This is a genomic window from Hymenobacter nitidus (genome assembly GCF_020447315.1).
GTDB classification, from domain to species: Bacteria; Bacteroidota; Bacteroidia; order Cytophagales; family Hymenobacteraceae; genus Hymenobacter; species Hymenobacter nitidus.
In genome coordinates this window covers 261,247-277,966 of record NZ_JAJADQ010000002.1, presented here as the reverse complement: position 1 = coordinate 277,966, position 16,720 = coordinate 261,247, and the positions used below count along the sequence as shown (strand labels likewise).

The window sequence follows — 16,720 nt, the reverse complement described above, 5'->3', positions numbered from 1 at the left end:
GCTTCGCGGCTCTTTGCTACTTTCGCCCGCATGCTTGCTTTCCTGCTTTCCACGCTTCTGGCCGTTTCCGGCCCCACTTCTTCGGCGGGAGCCGACTGGCGCACGCCCTTTGAAAAAGGCAACGGCAACACGACTACCACCCACGCCGAGTGCATTGCCTACTACCAGCGTCTCGACGCGGCCTACCCGGAAATAACGCTGCGTGAGGCCGGCACCACCGATATCGGCCTGCCCCTGCACGAGGTGGTGGTTTCCCTCGACGGGGATTTCGACCCGGCCTCGGTGCGGCAGAAAAACCGGCGGGTGGTCTTTATTCAGAACGGCATTCACCCCGGGGAGCCCGAGGGCATCGATGCGGCCATGATGCTGGCCCGCGACTACGTGCAGAAAAAGGAGCTGCGCCGGCAGCTGGCCGATGTAACGCTGGTTATCATCCCGATTTACAATGTGGACGGGGCCCTGAACCGCAACTCCACTACCCGCGCCAACCAGAACGGGCCCGAGAGCTACGGCTTCCGCGGCAATGCCCGCAACCTGGACCTGAACCGCGACTACATCAAGCAGGACTCGCGCAATGCCCGCGCCTTTGCCCAGCTGTTTCAGCGCTGGCAGCCCGACGTGTACGTGGACACCCACACCTCCGACGGGGCCGACTACCAGTACACGATGACCCTCATTGCCACCCAGAAAGACAAGCTGCACCCCGTGCTGGGCCAGTACCTGACGCGCCGCCTGCTGCCGGCCCTGTACGGGGGCATGGACAAGCGCAAGACGCCCCTGACGCCCTACGTGGACTTCGAGGGCCGTACGCCCGACGCCCGCGGCCTGCAGGGCTTCCTGGAGACGCCCCGCTACTCCACCGGCTACACTACCCTGTTCAATACCATCGGGTTTGTGACCGAAACCCACATGCTGAAGGCCTACACCCCGCGCGTGAAGGCCCAGTACGACTTTCTGGATCTGCTGATCCGGGCCGTGCACCAGGATGCGCCGGTCCTGGCCCTGGCCCGCACCCAGGCCAATGCGCAGCTGCAAACCCAGACCCAGTTCCCCCTAGCCTGGGCCCTCGATACCACCGTGGCGGAGAAAGTGAGCTTCCGGGGTTACGAGGGCAAAACCAAGGCCAGTGAGGTGAGCGGGCAGCCCCGCCTGTACTACGACCGGAAAGCGCCCTTCACCCGCAGCATCAACTACTACAACACCTTCCGGCCCACCGTGAGCGTCTCGCGGCCCCAAGCCTACATTATTCCCCAGGCCTGGGGCGAGGTGGTGGACCGCCTGCGCCTGAGCAACGTGCAGCTACGCCGCCTCACCCGCGACACGACCCTGACCACGGAAGTCTACTACATTGCCGACTACAAAACCGGCCAGCGCCCCTACGAGGGCCACTACCTGCACACCAAGGTAGAATTGCGCACCGAGCAGCAGCCCCTCACCTTCCGCCGCGGCGACTACGTGGCCACCCTCGACCAACCCGCCGCCCGCTACCTCATCGAAACCCTGGAACCCCAGGCTACCGACTCGTTCTTCGCCTGGGGCTTTTTCGACGGCATTCTGCAGCAGAAGGAATACTTCTCCGACTACGTGTTTGAGGACGTGGCCGCCGAGCTGCTAAAGCGCGACCCGGCCCTGAAGCAGCGCATGGACAAGCTGCGGGCCGCCAACCCCGCTTTTGCCGCCAGCGGGGCCGCCCAGCTCGACTTTATGTACCGTCAGTCGCCCAACTACGAAAAGTCGCACCTGCGCTACCCCGTGGTGCGCTGGCAGGGCGGCGCTTTGCCGGTGGAGTAGCTATTGAGTTATTACAAAAGCAGAATGTCATCCGAGCTTGCGAGGAACCTCGCCTGCTGACGTTGCCACAGTAATCAGGTTACCATTGCCCACGAGATTCCTCGGCTTCGCCCGGAATGACGTTTTTTTACTACCCTAACAAGTAGCAATCAACACCCCAACAACCAAAGCCCATGTCCATCCTCCAGCTCGATAATCTTTCCAAGCGCTACGGTAGCACGGTGGCCCTGCGCGGGCTGAGTCTGCAGGTGGAGCCGGGCAGCGTGTATGGCTTGCTGGGCCCGAATGGCAGCGGCAAAACCACTACGCTGGGCCTAGCCCTGGGCGTGCTGCGGGCCGATGGCGGCATGATCCGCTGGTTTGGGCAGCCCATGTCCAGCCAGAGCAAGCGCCGCGTGGGAGCTTTGCTCGAAACGCCCAACTTTTTTCCCTACCTCTCGGCCCGGCAGAACCTATTGCTGGCCGCCGACGTGAAGCAGGCCGACCCCAAAACCGTGGACGCGGCCCTGGACCTGGCCGGCCTCACAGCGCGTCAAAAAGACCCGTTTCGCAGCTTTTCGCTGGGCATGAAGCAGCGCCTGGCCCTGGCCTCCACCCTGCTCGGCACCCCGGATGTGCTGGTGCTCGACGAGCCCACCAACGGCCTCGACCCCCAGGGCATTGCCGAAGTGCGGGAGCTGATTCAGCGCCTGGCCGCCCAGGGCAAGACCATCATTATTGCCAGCCACCTGCTCGATGAGATTGAAAAGGTCTGCACCCACGTGGCGGTGCTGCAGCGCGGCGAGCTGCGGGCCGCAGGCCCCGTGAGCAGCATTCTGGCTTCTTCCGACCGGGTGGTCCTGCGCGTGGAGCCCGAGCTGGGCCCATCGTTGCTGCATGCCCTGGGCCAGCTGCCCTGGGTACGGGATGTGCGCCCCGAAACCGGGGGCGGCCACAGCGCCGAGCTGACTCCCGGCCACTCGCCCGCCGAGCTGAACCGTGCCCTCTTCGCCAGCGGCGTGGTGCTGGCCGGCCTGGAAGTACGGCAGCGCAGCCTCGAAGCTCAGTTTCTGGAACTCACGAAATGAGCTGAGATAGTGAACTGGTGAGAGGGCGAGTTGTCGTTCTGCTGGCGCTAATTGCGCGGCTTGCACAGCTCGAACCACAACTCACCACCTCACTATCTCACCATTCTGTGCCCCCAGCCCGACAACTCACCATTTCCCCACCTCACCACCTCCCTACTCTCATGCTTCGCGCCGAACTTCGTAAGATTTTGCCCTACCGGACCGTCTGGGTTATTCTGGGGCTGTATGTGCTGCTGCTGGCGGGCTTCGTGTCGGTGGGGGGCAGCGTAACGGTAAACGGGCAGCAGTTTGGCAACACCCTGTATTCCTTTCCCGAGTTGTGGAGCCGGCTGGCTTACATGGCCAGCTACTTTAACCTGCTGCTGGGCATCGTGCTTATCATTCTCATTACCGACGAATTTCAGTTCCGCACCTTCCGCCAGCAGGTCATCGATGGCCGCTCGGTGGCGGGGCTGGTGCAGGGCAAGCTGGCCGTGTCGGGGCTACTGGCGGGCTTTGGGGTAGTGGGCGTGCTGGCCGTCGGGCTGTTTTTTGGCCTCACCCGCTCGCCCGAAACCATCGGCCGCGCCCCCGAAACCATCGGGGCCGTGCTGCTCTACGGCATTCAGGCCTTGGGCTACCTCTCCGTGGCTGGCCTGGTAGGCTTTCTGCTGCGCAAGGGCGGCCCGGCCTTTCTGGGCTTTTTCCTCTACGCCTGGGTTGTGGAGCCCCTGCTGCGCCTGACCACTCCCGACGAAATTGACCGCTACTTTCCGGTCAAGATTTTCGACAGCCTCACGCCCACCCCCGGTCAGGAACTGCTCAGCACCCTCACCGGCCCCTCCACGGCCTTGCTGCCCACCCAGGCCGCTCCCTTGGCCGTTTTCTACATCGGCCTGTGCTGGCTACTGAGCTATCTACTGCTCCGCAGCCGGGACTTGTAAAGCCGTCAACAGCGTCAGCAACGATCGAGACGCAAGTATGCGTCTCTACAGCAGGCAACGAATAAGCCCCACACAAAAAGAGCCCTGGCAATTTGCCAGGGCTCTTTTTGTCAAACATTGCCGCCGCCTACTTCGCGTCCTTCTGCAGGGAGTTGGCGTAGTTCACGATGAAGGCTAGGTCTTTGGCTTCGGTGAAGTTGAGGCGGTTGTCCTTAGCGTATTTCTCGATTTGCTTGGCCTGCTGCCGGAAGATGGCCAGCAAATCCTTTCTCGGACTGCGCAGCGGCAGCACGTTGCCATTGGGCATGCCCAGGTAGAATTTGTCGTCAATTTCGACATAGGTACCGCTGTAGGCCCCCGCCGCCCCGTACCCACCCGGCCCCATATACGCCCGCTTTTCTATCTGCACTTCGCGGCGTAGCAGCACATTGGGACCGCTGCTGAGCTGCTCGAAAAAGCCCGGCGACTTGAAGTCGCTGTAGTCGTTGTCGTGGTTCCAGCGGTAGGTGCGGTACACCCGCACCAGCTCCGCGTCTACCCGCCCCCGGCGGATCTGCCTTCCAATTCCCGGACCCGAATACCATGGGACGCCGTAATAATATCCCTGGCGGGCATCAAAGAAATCGTACTGTTCGGCACTGCGGCGCTGCTGCTTTTCGCCCTTCACCGCGAAGCTCTCAATGGCTACGGCCGAGAGCGTGCTCATGGTATTGTCGGGGAAAGTAATACGCACTACGTCTTCGCTGTGGTGCAGGGACAGCGCCCCCTGCAGCGTATCGCCATTGGTGAGCAACACTGTGCTGCCCGCAAATTCCTGCACGTAATAGGTGCGCTGCGCGTGCGCGCTGTGCCCCCCCGGAAACAGGCCCGTGAGCAGCAGCAAAAGGAGGTAGCGTGGTACTTTCATAAGGGAAGAAAGATAGAGTAAAAATGGGTTAATGGCACACAAGCCGGGCTTTTTCGGGTGGACGGACTCGTACCTGCTAACCACGCACCCGCCGGCTTACGTTCAATCGGCAGCCCACTCCTGGTACGCGGATCAGGCTCTACTCCGGCGGCCCGGGTGGCTGAGCGGCAGCGGGCGGCAATAGCGCGGCCAGGGCAGCAGCTCCGGCTTCCAGGGCTTCGGCCCGCACCCGCAGTAGGTGCCACTCGGCGGCCCGGCCCGGACCAAACTGCCGGCCCCGCCCCCGTAACCAGTTCCGGAGCGGGGTCTGGTCGTCTTCTGCCCGGGAACTGGCGGGTGCCGGCAGCCCGGCCAATATTGCCGCTGTGGCTTCTAGCCAGCGGCTGGCATACACGGCCCGCGCCGTGAGGGGCCGTATCCTCCCCCAGCAGCTCACAAAACTTGTCTAAAATTTAAGTTTCGTGAACGTTGAACCACTTTCTTAAGCTCCGCCGAGGTTGCAGCGCCACAGTGCTGAGTTGTAAAGCGTGCAGTGAAAGCCGTCTATCTACAGGTGCGTCATTTTTCCCGTATGCATTCCCGCATTATGAACAGGTCTTCCCCATGATGAATGGTATAGATGAAGTCCTGGTCTGAAAAGTTCGTACTGGCGCTATTGCTTGGCTCCAGTTGGCGAAGAGATTCGACATCGACCGTACGTAGGCTAAGGTCTTGTGTAATGGAAGATAGACGCGTTCAACCAAACGCTGGTTTAGGTTAAAATGAGCGGCGTGTGCCGCTTAATGGGCTATAGCTTACGTTGTTTGGCAGGCCGCCAACGATACAAAAAAGCGTTTCAGCCATAAGCTGAAACGCTTTAAAATTTGGGCAAGCCCCCGCCCATCATCGAACAGGGGCTTTATTCCTGGCTAAAGCAGGTTGGGATATTCTTCTTCCCACTGCTACCGCACCGGCACCACCGAGTCGGGGTCGATGTGGGGGGTGCGGTCCTTGGTCAGGATGGTGTGGCCCAGCTTGTCGCGCTTGGTGGTCAGGTAGCGCTCGTTGTGGGCATTGGCGGCAATTTCAATCGGTACCGTGTCCACGATTTCGAGGCCGTAGCCCACCAGGCCGGTACGCTTGCGGGGGTTGTTGGTGAGCAGGCGCATCTTGCTGATGCCCAATTCACGCAGAATCTGGGCGCCCACGCCGTAGTCGCGCTCGTCCATGCCGAAGCCCAGCTCCAGGTTGGCTTCTACCGTGTCGCGGCCCTGCTCCTGCAGCTTGTAGGCCCGCAGCTTGTTGAGCAGCCCAATACCGCGGCCCTCCTGGTTCATGTACACAATCACGCCGCGGCCTTCCTCCTCGATGCGCTGCATGGCGCGGTGCAGCTGGGGGCCACAGTCGCAGCGGCAGGAGCCGAAGATGTCGCCGGTCACGCAGGAGCTGTGCACGCGCACTAGCACGGGCTCGTCGCCGCTGATGTCGCCTTTGACCAGGGCCAGGTGCTGGGCGTTGGTCGAGCGCTGGGTGAAGGCTACCAGCTCGAAGTCGCCGTGCTCGGTGGGCAGCTGCACTTCAATGTCGCGGGTGATGAGGCTTTCCTTCTGCAGGCGGTACTTAATCAGGTCCTGCACCGAAATCAGCTTCAGATTCCAGCGCTTGGCAACTTCCTCCAAGTCGGGCAGACGGGCCATTTCGCCGTCTTCCTTCAGAATCTCAACCAGCACGCCGGCCGGCTCGAAACCCGCCAGGCGCGAGAGGTCGATGGCGGCTTCGGTGTGGCCGGCGCGGCGCAGCACGCCTTCCTTGCGGGCTTTCAGCGGGAAAATATGACCGGGCTTACCCAGCTCTTCGGGCTTGGTGTCGGGGTCAATCAGGGCCAGGATGGTCTTCGAGCGGTCGGAAGCCGAAATGCCGGTCGTCACGCCGTTCTTGAGCAAATCGATGCTCACGGTGAAGGGCGTGGCGTGCAGAGCCGTGTTGCGGCCCACCATCAGCTCCAGGCCCAGCTCTTCGCAGCGCTGCTCGATAAGTGGGGCGCACACCAGACCGCGGCCGTGGGTAGCCATAAAGTTGATGACCTCGGGCGTGGCGCAGCGGGCCGCGCAGATGAAGTCGCCCTCATTTTCGCGGTCTTCGTCGTCCACTACAATTACCACTTTGCCGGCGCGGATATCGGCAATGGCGTCTTCAATAGAGTCAAGCATGGGGATAGAGGGGCAGGGAGAGTAAGGCGCCCGGCAGCATAACCACCAGCGGCGGCGCGAAGTTACGCGGTATCGGCGGGCTTTTCGGCGAAAGGGCGAAATGGAGGGTAGAGACGCCTATTTGCGTCTTCCGCATTACTGATGCCGTTCGTGCCAACGATTGTCGTTCAACGACGAGACGCAACTGAAGCAAGGCGTTAGCCAAACAGGCGTCTCTACCCCATTTTAGTGGCTTTAGGACCCAAACAGCGCCTCCAGCCGGCCAGTGGCGGCGGCCCAGTTGTAGTGCTGGCGCACGAAGGTCAGGCCCCGGGCAGCCAAGGCCGCGGTGGGCTCGGTTTCGGCGAGCAGCCGGGCAATGTGGGTGGCCAGCTCCGGGGCCGACTCCCCCACCAGCAGATCCTGGCCGGGCACGCCGCGCAGGGCGTTGTTGGCCAGGGGCGTCGTTACGCAGGGCAGCTGCATGGCCATGGCTTCGAGCAGCTTATTCTGCAGGCCCGTGCCCACGCGCATGGGCGCCACAAACACCCGCGCCGAAGCGTAGGCCTCCCGAATATCGGGCAGCCAGCCGCTGATAACCACCGACTCCGAGGCCAGGGCCAGTACGCGGGCGGCGGGCGTGGTGCCGGCAATCAGCAGGCGGGCCTGGGGGTGCTGCTGCCGCACCAGGGGCAGGATTTCGAGGGCCAGAAACTCGGCCGCGTCCACGTTGGGGTGGTAGCTCATGTTGCCGCAGAACACCAGGTCGTATTCTTTGGGCGTGCTGGTGGGCCGGAAAAAGTCGGTATCGATGCCGTTGAGCACCACGTGAATCTGCTGGCGCCCCGGGTGGTTGATGAGCTGCCGGTCCTGGTCGGAAATGATGGTATGGTGCTGAAACCAGCCGAATACGGCTGCTTCGTAGCTTAGCAGCCGGCTGGCTTCGAGGCTGATGACGGGCCGCTGCCAGGCTGGGGCCTGCCGGGCGCGGCGGGCCATGCCGGCCGAAAACACGTCCATGTAGTCCAGCGTCATGGCGTATTGGCCGGCGTGGGGCCGCAGGTATTCGGCCATCCGAATGAGCTGGCAATACACATGCTGGGGCCGGAACTCGCGCAGCAGCGCATCGAGGCGGCGCTGGGCGGCCCCGTTGTAGAAGTAGCCCACCTGAAACGGCCGGCCCGTGAGCAGCGCTCGGCTCATATTGGCCGCAATGCTGGGCTTGCGCAGCTCGTGCACGTGCAGGCCTGCGCGGCACAGGGGGCGCACGGCCGCGTAGGCGGCCTCATCCACGGGCTCATCGGTGAGGGCAAACAGGCAGATTTCGTGGTGCCGTGCCAGGTAGCGCAGCTGGTGAAAGGCGCGCAGCTTGTCGCCCTTATCGAGCGGGTACGGAAACCGGGACAGCAGAACGAGCAGCTTCATGGCAGGGGTCGAACTTAGGCGCTTTGGGGCCGCTGAACCCGGCTTTGCGCGATGCTGTAGAGGTCCAGGAAGCTTTCCACCACCCGGCGGTTGTCGTAGAGGCGGGCAATGGTGCGGGCCGCCTCCTGCCCGATATCCTGGTGGCCCAGCTCGCCGTGGTAGTAGCTGCGCAGGCGCTCCAGCCACTGCTGGGGCTCGTCGCAGAGCACGATGTCGAAGCCGTTGCGCACGACAATACCCTCCGAGCCCAGGCCCGTGCTGAGCACGCACTTGCCCAGGGCCATGCCCTCAATAATTTTGATGCGCATGCCCCCACCCGAGAGCAGCGGCACCAGCATCAGGTCGTACTGCTGCATGAACTCGGCCGCCGACTCGACGAAGCCGTGCACGATGACGTTCTTTTTGGCCAAACTTTGCAGCCGGGCGGGCGTGTTTTTGCCGGCAATGTGCAGCTCCAGCTCCGGCAGCTGCTCGTGGGCGTGGGGCCACACCTGCTCCAGAAACCAGTCGAGCCCCTCCAGATTGGGCAGCCAGTCGAGCGAGCCAATCACGAACAGGGTTCTGGGCTTGGGCCGGAGGTGGGGACTAACCTGGAACCGGTTCAAATCGACGCCGGCGGGCACGAACACCACCGGCTCGGGGCAGCCCATGGCCCGCAGGCGGCGCTGGTCGGGCTCGGTAATGGCGGCCACGGCATCGAAGCGGGGCAGAAAGCTTTCCTCGAAGCGCTGCAGCCCCCGGGCCAGGTGCTTCAGATAGAGGCGCTTGAGTGGGTTGCGGGCCCCGGCCGCCAGCATCTGCCAGATGGTGTACTCCACGTTGTGGGCCCGCAGCACCACCGGCAGCTGCGGCGCCGCCCGCTTGATACAATCCACGTACCAGGCCACGAACGTGCCTTCGACCTGCACCACGTCGAACTGCTCGGTGCCCAGCAGCTCCAGCAGCCGGGCCTCCACGGCCGGACTGATAAAGCGCTCCACATTGTAGGGCACCTGGCCCACGAGCAGGTTTTTCAGGGCCTTCACCGCCGAGAGGCTGGTGTCGACGGGCACCGTGACGAGGCGCACGCCGGGCAGGTGGCTCAGCACCGAATCGGGCTGAAAGTGCTTGGGCGTATTGATGGCCAGCACCGTGACCTGGTGGCCCTGGGCCGCTAGCCCGGCCGCTACGTCGTACATGGCAATGGCGCCGCCATCATGGGGTGGAAACGGCACGCGCGGACAGATTTGAAGGATATGCACTACAGGAAACGAACGGTGGAGAGCAGCGCCGGAGCGGAGGGCAAAGCTACGCAGAAGGCGTTGGATGGCGCGTATGTGGGCCGGGCAGGTTTTTGCGGCCTGTTCCTCGGCTCTCATTCTTCAGCTGGCATCCGCTTGCTCAGGAGGCCAAACGAGGGAGCACCGAGGAGGCCAAACGAGGGAGCACCGACGTCAGCGCAACTCCGTTGCTACACCTCGTCCTTACCTAAATCTTCCGAAAGCTGTGAGTACACGAAACTCATAGCTAACCTGAGTTAAATGAACTTTGAAAGGTGAACGGGTTTCTTGAACTCAATCTGGTCCGTAGAGCCACTTTGCCATGCCAGCAGACGTGCATGGACAGCAGTTCAGGAAAAGCAGGGATTAACTATAAAGCAGACAGTTCGTCTATTTGTACGTTTCCTGCTCCCCGGATGCGTAGTGGGATAGTTGCCTCTTTTGCTTTTAGAAGATACTGATACGTCTTGTGGCTGGGGGTAGCACCTGAGAAGGTTAGGTGAACGGGGATGATGAAGAGGTCATTCAACCCGCAATTCCAACAATGGACATTCCGGTCCACAGGGTCAGTGGAAGTCAGTTGAAGCATCTTATTCTTAAAAGGACTTTTGATCTGCCCGTAAGACGTGGGTCCGATCAGCCGATACATCTGATTAGTATAAAACATCAACCCTGTTTCCGACTGGCGTAAGGAAGCGAGTAAATTGGTTGTATCCATTTGGCAAACAGGAAAGAACCGTAGGAAATACCAACCATCTTCTCCACTTACCCTTTGCACGACCAGCAAGCCATTGCCTGAGTACTTGTCGCTCATGCTGATTGCGCAAGACTCTTGCTGCTCACAGGAGGATAGGAACCAGAATAACCCAACCCACAGCAGCTTATTTCTCATACAGTAATCTTTTTTGAGTTCACGCAAACCGGTCCGATTAGCAAAACGAGCATATCAATTAGTGGGGCACGCCGTATTTGCGCCTGGGTAAGAAAGTGCTCAGCCATGGGGTTAAGCTGAACAGATATGATTGATAACCAATAGTAGCACTACCAGCAGAATGACATATGAGGCGTTATACCATACATCTTCTTTGAGGAGAACTTTATAGGGGATTGTGCCTCGATGGAGCACCCAGCGAATGAATGCTCCTGGGTAAGCAAACAAGATTATGATGATCATCTCGCCTATAAACTCTTCCATCTATTCGTAAGGGTTGTCTCCATGTTAATCCAAACGGTCCAATAAGCAAAAGGAGGGTTTAGTCAAGCCGATATAGGAACAGTTGGTCCTCATACGAGTACTGAAAACACACTTTACTGCTCTGTAAGAGCACGTAGGTATCCTGCGGAATCGAAAAAAAGTCTTCCATGTGCTGGATGAACTGACTATAGCGCAGGGCATAGGCATAGTGCATCATGTTGTCGCCGACGACCACGGCCATATGCTGGGGCGAAGCCTCACCCACCTGACGGACGATGGCCAACTGAATGGTTTCCCACCACTCGCCCGGGGCGCTAGCGGATTCTTTGGCGCATAGCAATTCCCCGCCGGAGGCCATGCTGCCAACGATGGGCAAATGCTGCTCTATAAACGAGAAGTAGGGCGCCGGGTGCTGTACTTCAAATTCAGTTGCGCCCAGTTGCGCAATGAGTTCAGAATCGAAAGTTGTAGGAATTATCGAATGCACATCCTCATCCATAGTTCTTGCTGTTTTCAGTCCGAACGTAAATGAGGACATTCAGCCAAACGGTCGGAAGATTAACGAGAAATTGGAACCCCAGTCAACAAGACAGCAATGATTGGGGCATTCATAAGTTACTCTAGTGAGTAAACTGGTAAGAGAAGTCCTAACGGTTTTTTTGTTTACTGGACGGTAATTGGCGTGGACGGGAAAGAGATGGAGAGCTGCTTGCCCGATGGCAACACGCAGTGAAACGACCCGCTGACGGTGCGACTGCCGGGGTCGTACACCGACTGGCCCGTGGCCTGGGTGGCGTCTCCTTTTTCGGTACTCACCCGCACGATGTTGGTCTCGTGGAGGAACTTCAAGCCGGGACTGGCGGTAAAATACGCCCGCAGCCGGCCCTCAACCACTAAGTCGCCTGCTACCACCAGCAGCGGTGCTTGGTCGTATCGGGCTTGTTCGATACGGCCTCGACCCAGCGGGAAAGGCAAGAAGCCGGGCTGTTGGGCGGTGAGGAATACATGCGGCCAGCGCTGCTGGGCGGCCGCTAGCTGACGGGCCTGCCACTGCCGGTGCCAATTCCAGCCGAGGAACCCGACGAGCAGGAGCACGAGTATTCCCAAGGTCCAGGCGACGGCATCCTTTAGAACTTGCGGCGCCCACTCGCTGCGGAAGAAAGCGCGCAACAGGCCCCAGGGAATGAGCACGTATTGCACCAGTCCCAGGACCACGATAAAGAGCAGCGCCAAGAGCCAGAAAAGGACGATGAACAGGCCTTCTATCACTACGGAAAACTGTATTTAGATAAGATCTAACAGGGGCCATTCGCCGGCTTAGCCACCAATCTTGCCCAGAGTCAGGACGCCGAACACCAGCGCTAGAACTCCGCCGATAACGAGCATGAGCGCAGATACGGCGTAGCCCCCGGCTCTTTTTCGCTGTGATGGTATCAGTAGGGAAACCATAAGCAGGGCCAAATTCGCCGCTACGAGGTAACCGAGTAGCGGCAATAAGGAGAATAAGAACACGTCTTTTTGGCCCGATTCCCGGGACGCAATTGCGGACATAACGGTGACGCCGATGACCACCAGGCCCAGGTTCACCAGCACAACATCTTTCATGGCAACGGACATGGCGAAACGGCAGACCTGGGGAAACAAGGGCACACAATGCCCTGGCGGCTATTTATAAGCAATACCATACAGGACCGTCATATTCCCGTACTCCTCATTGACGATCAACACCTTGGTTGCTCCTAGTTTGGCGGCTGCAGCCCGCAGCTTTTTGATGGCCCGTTTGTCACCCATCCCACTGGTAACTCCACCGCCTAATGGCGAACGGCCTTCTACCTCTCCCACTTTCGTCATACCAACCACCTCATTAGCGTCGCGGGTGATCATAATGCTGCCATTGTCTACTTGCAGGGCTTCTGCAATAACAGGCACACTAACGTGGGCACTGGGCGAAACCGGCCACGAACTACACGAAGCGGCAGTGGGCGACGCCAATAGGCTTGTCCATAGGATAGCGGCGAAGTAAGCGTTCTGCATCAGGGTAAACAGAGTTGAAGGGGATGAATATAGCGGCAAGGTAGCAGCACCGAAAGGTACAGCGTGCTGTCTTTTTTACACAGCGCGAAGTTGTCCAGAAAGAGTAGGGCAGTGAAGCACTATGGATAAGTGTTCAGCCAAACGGTGGGTTTCATTAAAAGAGCGGTGGGTGCCGCTCTCCTGCTATGCCGGCCGTTTCTTGACAGGTCGCCAACAAAACTGAAAAAGCGTTTCAGTATATAGCCGACACGCTTTTGAAATTTGGGTAAGGACAAGGCTGCTACACCCGGAACTGCACGACCAGGGCGTGAATCTGCTCTTCCGTGCCCAGCACCAGCAGTACGTCGCCGGGGGCGGGACGCGTGTCGGCGCTGGGGCTCACCAGAAACTCGCCGGTGCTTTGCTTCAGGCCGATGACGGTGGCCCCGGTGCGGGAGCGAATGTCCAGCTCCCGGATGCTGAGCCCCTGCCACTCGCGCTGAATCTCGCGGTAGCTAAGCTCCTCCAGGCGCAGCTTGTTGGGTCCCAGGCCGTTCATCATCTCCAGAAAGCGGATTACCTCGGGGCGCATCACCAGGTTGGCCATGTGGGAGCCCCCGATTTCGTCGGGCATCACCACCGAGTCGGCGCCGGCGCGCAGCAGCTTGCTCTCACTGGATTTGAGGCTGGCGCGGGCAATGATTTTCAGGCTGGGGTTCAGCTCCCGGGCCGTGAGGGCCACGAATACGTTGTCGGCATCCTTGGGCAGGGCCGTTATCAGGGCCCGGGCCCGGTGAATACCGGCCGCCAGCAGGGTTTCGTCGGTGGTGGCGTCGCCGATGACGGTGGGAATCGAGCCGGCCTTGCCGTCGACCTCGTCGCGCAGCAGCTCCTGGTTCTGCTCGACCACCACCACGCGGGCCCCATTGGCGCGCAGCTCGTGGTAAGCCTTGCTGCCGTTGCGCCCGAAGCCGCACACGATGACGTGGTCGTGGTAGCCCCGGATTTCCTGGTCGGTTTTGAACATCTTGAAAATTGAACGCAGCTCGCCGTCAAAGATATACGTCGTGAGCACCGACACGAGGTAGGCAATGACCAGCAGGTTAGAGAAAATGTACACCGACACGAACAGCCGCCCCGCCGCCGACAGCGGGTGCAACTCCCCGAAGCCGACCGTGGAAATGGTAATCATGGTCATGTAGAGCGCATCAAGGAAATTGTAGCCCTCGATGGTCATGAAGCCGATAATACCCGTGGCAAAACCGCCCACCGTAAGCAGCACGGCCCCCACAAAGCGGCTCAGGTTAGCGCGTTTCCACATTCAGTTTGGTTTCTAATCAGTATCTCGTTGAACGCCTGGCCTGGCCGCAGGCGAAGCATCTCGCGGGCCGGGGTTACCAAAGTAACTGTCCTGCTTGATCTGGCGGCCACTTGCCGAGGCGTCTCTCCCGCCAAGGCAAAATCATTTACTGTGGCGGGAGAGATGCTTCGACAAGCGCAGCATGACGTTCTAGTGTAGCTGTTCAGAACTACGCGCTACTACATGGCCCCGCGCGGAATGACGGTGCCGAGCATGTTGCCCAGGTCGTCGTCCATCTTCTTGAGCAGCTTGATGGTGTGCAGGGTTTCGAGCAGGGCCAGCTCATCCATCGGGTGGCGCAGGGCTTCCAGGCGGATGGACAATTCGCGCTGCACGTTCACCTTGTTGAGGCGCAGAATAGCGTTGTCGCAGGCTTGCTGAAGCTGGTCGACTTCCCGGGGCACATAGATCTGGTGGGTGCTCCAGTTGGGGCTCAGCTCATACTTTTCCGTCGCTAGGTCACTGACCAGCATACGGATGTCGCCGCGGCTGTGCTGGATGAAGGTGCGCACCTCGGGCCAGCGGCCTTCCTCCATTTCCTGGCGGCAGAGGTGGAGCAAATCGGCGTAAATCGGGGTTTGCAGGGGCGTTTCCTCCAGCTGCCCGAAGATGTACTGGGCCACGGCCGTGTCTTCCGTCAGCGGCTGGGCGGCGTAGAGCAGCAACAGGCGCACCACTTCCCGCTCGCAGGCCTGCAGCACGTCGGGCACGGGCTCCAGGTCGGTATCGGTGTCGGCGCTGGCCGAGCTACCGCCGGCCGCGGCCAACTCGTCGGGCGAGGCGCCGTACATGGCCATTTCGGCCTCTTCCTCGGGGCTAAGGCCGGTTTGGGGTTGTTGATTACTGGTTTTTGGCGGGGAATACGGCCGGCTGCCCGACTGCCCCGAGCTGCTGCCGGCTCCACTCCCACTGCCACTACTGCTGTTGCTCTGACCTCCGCTCGTGCCGGGCGCGGCGCGTTGCGAATCTTTCTTAACGAGCTTGTTATACTCGGTGATGAGTACCTGCTCGTCGATGGCGAAGGTGGTGCTGGTTTGCTGCAAAAACACCTGCCGCTTGATCGGGTCGGGCACTTTGGCAATGCTCTGCAGCACCTCCCGGATGGCTTCGGCCTTCTTCACCGGGTCGTGGGCCGCCTCCTGCGACACGATACGGGTTTTGAAGGTGATGAAGTCCTGGCTGTTCTTGTCCAGGTACTCCTTGAAGCGCTGGTCGCCGACTTTGCGGATGTAACTGTCCGGGTCGTCGCCGTCGGGGAACAGCACCACGCGCACGTTCAGGGCGCCTTCGAGCAGCATATCGATGCCGCGCAATGAAGCCCGGATGCCGGCCGCGTCGCCATCGTAGAGCACCGTCACGTTGTCGGTGTAGCGCCCGATGAGGCGAATCTGGCTTTCGGTGAGCGACGTGCCCGACGAGGCCACCACGTTCTTGATGCCGCCCTGGTGCAGACTCAGCACGTCGAGGTAACCTTCCACAAGGTAGCACACTTCCTCGGTGCGGATGGCCTGCCGCGCCTGAAACAGCCCGTAGAGCACATCCGACTTATGGTAAATGTCCGACTCGGGCGAGTTGAGGTACTTGGCCGTCTTATCGTTGGCCTTGAGCGTGCGGGCCCCGAAGCCGATAACCCGGCCCGACACGTTGTGAATCGGGAACATAACCCGGCCCCGGAACCGGTCGTAGCGCCGGTTCGGGTCGTCCTCGCGCACGATGGTCAGGCCGGTTTTCTCCAGGTACTTAGCCTCGAAGCCTTCTTTCTGGGCGGCTTTGAGCAAGTCGTCCCACTGGTCGAGCGAGTAGCCCAGCTCGAAGGTCTTGATGGTAGCCTGGTTCAGGCCGCGCTGCACGAGGTAGCTCAGCCCGATGCTCTCCCCTTCCTCGGTTTCGTGGAGCAGCTTCTGGTAGTGGTCCTTGGCCCAGTTGGAGACGATGAACTGGGAGTCCTTCTCGTTCTGGACGAGCTGCTCCTCAGGCGTCTTTTCCTCCTCCTGGATATCAATACCGTACTTTTTTGCCAGGTACTTCAGGGCTTCCACGTAGCTGGTGCCCTCGATGTCCATAATGAACTGCACCACGCCGCCGGCCTTGCCACAGCCGAAGCACTTATACAGGCCCTTAGCCGGCGCCACCGAAAAGGAGGGTGACTTCTCGTGGTGAAACGGGCAGCAGGCCCACATATTCTGACCCTTGCGCTTCAGGGTCACGAAGTCACCCACCACCTCGACGATGTCGGCGTGATGAATGATCTGGTCAACGGTTTCTTTGGGGATACGGGCCAAGGGTACTTGGGGGCAACAGGTTTTCGGAAGCGGAACAGGACAACGAAGGTACGAGATTCGGGGGCCGGAATGGTAGTTTCGTTTAGGTGTAGAGACGCATACTTGCGTCTCAATCGTTGAACAATTGAGCCTGCACATTACAATACTAGAACAACGCCCCACAACGATTAAGCCGCCAGATTGCGGCGCTACTGCCCGCCGAAAACGGAGAAAGGCGGCCCCTGCTCGATGCAGAGGCCGCCTTTCGAAGAGTTGTCAGCCGCGTGTCGCCCAGCCACGACTGACGCTTTCCACCGGATTGCGGGCCCGTCACTCACCAGCGGGCCCCCA

At 60.3% G+C, this 16,720-nt stretch carries 14 protein-coding genes; 3 read left to right on the top strand and 11 right to left on the bottom strand.

The window, feature by feature from the left end; all coding sequences use genetic code 11:
* Positions 1-30: 30 nt before the first annotated feature.
* The 3 genes from LGH70_RS04535 (at position 31) to LGH70_RS04525 (ending at position 3,781) form a co-directional block, all read left to right on the top strand.
* The gene (locus LGH70_RS04535) at positions 31-1,791 is read left to right on the top strand and encodes a M14 family metallopeptidase (protein ID WP_226183137.1); all 1,761 of its coding nucleotides are present in this window, start codon (positions 31-33) and stop codon (positions 1,789-1,791) included.
* 173 nt (positions 1,792-1,964) lie between these two features.
* The gene (locus LGH70_RS04530) at positions 1,965-2,858 is read left to right on the top strand and encodes an ABC transporter ATP-binding protein (protein ID WP_226183136.1); all 894 of its coding nucleotides are present in this window, start codon (positions 1,965-1,967) and stop codon (positions 2,856-2,858) included.
* Between the two features lie 161 nt (positions 2,859-3,019).
* Positions 3,020-3,781 (top strand): ABC transporter permease, encoded by a 762-nt coding sequence (locus tag LGH70_RS04525; protein WP_226183135.1) that lies wholly within the window; start codon positions 3,020-3,022, stop codon positions 3,779-3,781.
* Positions 3,782-3,908: 127 nt separating this feature from the next.
* On the opposite strand, the gene LGH70_RS04520 is transcribed toward LGH70_RS04525, so the two are convergent.
* The 11 genes from LGH70_RS04520 to dnaG all read right to left on the bottom strand — a co-directional run bounded on the left by LGH70_RS04520 (position 3,909) and on the right by dnaG (position 16,390).
* Positions 3,909-4,688 (bottom strand): hypothetical protein, encoded by a 780-nt coding sequence (locus LGH70_RS04520; RefSeq protein ID WP_226183134.1) that lies wholly within the window; start codon positions 4,686-4,688, stop codon positions 3,909-3,911.
* 941 nt (positions 4,689-5,629) lie between these two features.
* Positions 5,630-6,877, bottom strand: coding sequence for a bifunctional 3,4-dihydroxy-2-butanone-4-phosphate synthase/GTP cyclohydrolase II (locus LGH70_RS04515; protein ID WP_226183133.1), 1,248 nt, complete (start codon positions 6,875-6,877; stop codon positions 5,630-5,632).
* A 234-nt stretch (positions 6,878-7,111) separates the two neighbouring features.
* Positions 7,112-8,281, bottom strand: coding sequence for a glycosyltransferase (locus tag LGH70_RS04510; RefSeq protein ID WP_226183132.1), 1,170 nt, complete (start codon positions 8,279-8,281; stop codon positions 7,112-7,114).
* Between the two features lie 14 nt (positions 8,282-8,295).
* Entirely contained in the window at positions 8,296-9,495 is a 1,200-nt protein-coding gene (locus LGH70_RS04505) for a glycosyltransferase family 4 protein (protein ID WP_226183131.1), read from the bottom strand.
* A 415-nt stretch (positions 9,496-9,910) separates the two neighbouring features.
* Positions 9,911-10,459 (bottom strand): hypothetical protein, encoded by a 549-nt coding sequence (locus LGH70_RS04500; protein WP_226183130.1) that lies wholly within the window; start codon positions 10,457-10,459, stop codon positions 9,911-9,913.
* A 334-nt stretch (positions 10,460-10,793) separates the two neighbouring features.
* Positions 10,794-11,273, bottom strand: coding sequence for a hypothetical protein (locus tag LGH70_RS04495; protein ID WP_226183129.1), 480 nt, complete (start codon positions 11,271-11,273; stop codon positions 10,794-10,796).
* Between the two features lie 125 nt (positions 11,274-11,398).
* Positions 11,399-12,004, bottom strand: a complete 606-nt coding sequence (locus LGH70_RS04490; protein ID WP_226183128.1) for a hypothetical protein — start codon at positions 12,002-12,004, stop codon at positions 11,399-11,401.
* Positions 12,005-12,052: 48 nt separating this feature from the next.
* On the bottom strand, positions 12,053-12,352 hold the full coding sequence (locus tag LGH70_RS04485; RefSeq protein ID WP_226183127.1) for a hypothetical protein: 300 nt from the start codon (positions 12,350-12,352) through the stop codon (positions 12,053-12,055).
* Positions 12,353-12,400: 48 nt separating this feature from the next.
* A complete protein-coding gene (locus tag LGH70_RS04480) occupies positions 12,401-12,664 on the bottom strand; it encodes a hypothetical protein (RefSeq protein ID WP_226183125.1) in 264 nt (87 codons plus the stop codon).
* A 385-nt stretch (positions 12,665-13,049) separates the two neighbouring features.
* Complete coding sequence (locus LGH70_RS04475; protein WP_226183123.1) at positions 13,050-14,069, bottom strand: potassium channel family protein; 1,020 nt, start codon at positions 14,067-14,069, stop codon at positions 13,050-13,052.
* Positions 14,070-14,287: 218 nt separating this feature from the next.
* Positions 14,288-16,390 (bottom strand): DNA primase, encoded by a 2,103-nt coding sequence (dnaG, locus tag LGH70_RS04470; protein ID WP_226183121.1) that lies wholly within the window; start codon positions 16,388-16,390, stop codon positions 14,288-14,290.
* Between the last annotated feature and the right edge of the window lie 330 nt (positions 16,391-16,720).